Source organism: Vibrio sp. D173a (assembly GCF_030248475.1).
Map to the genome: position 1 here is coordinate 1 of NZ_JAHGAH010001225.1, position 877 is coordinate 877.

At 42.8% G+C, this 877-nt stretch carries 1 protein-coding gene; it reads right to left on the minus strand.

The genetic code is table 11. The features are described 5' to 3' along the window. Positions 1 to 743: response regulator (locus tag KIV40_RS32450; RefSeq protein ID WP_285353469.1), on the minus strand; the 743-nt coding region annotated here is incomplete at its 3' end. Positions 744 to 877: the final 134 nt, after the last annotated feature.

The window sequence follows — 877 nt, forward strand, 5'->3', positions numbered from 1 at the left end:
GCGGCTTCTTTCATATCCAGCAGTTGGTGAATACGACAGAAAAACTCTTCTTGATTGAAAGGCTTATACAGAAAGTCGTTCGCGCCTGCTTTAAGAAACTGTGCCGTTAGGGTGCGATCGTCACTGGCTGATAACCCCAAGATAGCCAGCTCGTTACGTGTGTAGTGCTGACGTATTTCACGAATCATTGAGATACCATCTTTGTTTGGCATGTCATGATCGGTGACGATAAAGGTAATATCTGGATCATTGCGTAGCAGTGCTAACCCTTGCTCACCATCTACCGCCTGCACCGTCTGTATGTATTGGTGTTCTAACAACTGAACGATATAACGACGTACTACAGAAGAGTCATCGACAACTAGCGCTTTATGCTTTTTGTTGTTGGTGATGCGTTGAACGAGAGGAAGCAGATAGCTGACTGAAGCCATGCTGTCTTTTAGGATGTAATCTATCACCCCTTTTACGAGTACTTGCTCACGCAAGGCGTCACTGAACATGCCAGTGAGTACGATGATTTTTTGCTTATAACCAAGCACTAAGTCAATGATTTCACCGTCTTGGCCATCTGGCAGGCAGTAGTCCAATATCGCACACAGAAAGTCCGTTTCTTGTTCGAGAATTTCATTTGCCTGTTGCACTGATTCGGCGAGCGGCACTGCATAACCACTGTTGGTCAGTTGTTGGAAAAGGTAGTTTCTAAAGGCTCGGCTATCTTCAACGACCAGTATTTTTTCAGTCAAAAGCGATCCTTACTTATCGAGTAAATACTTTTAACCATACTATCAGAAGTGTTAACAAGTCACTAAGCGAAAGATGACTTTATCAATGATCACTTTTTTCTCGGTGAATAAATGATTATACTGTTTATAGATAC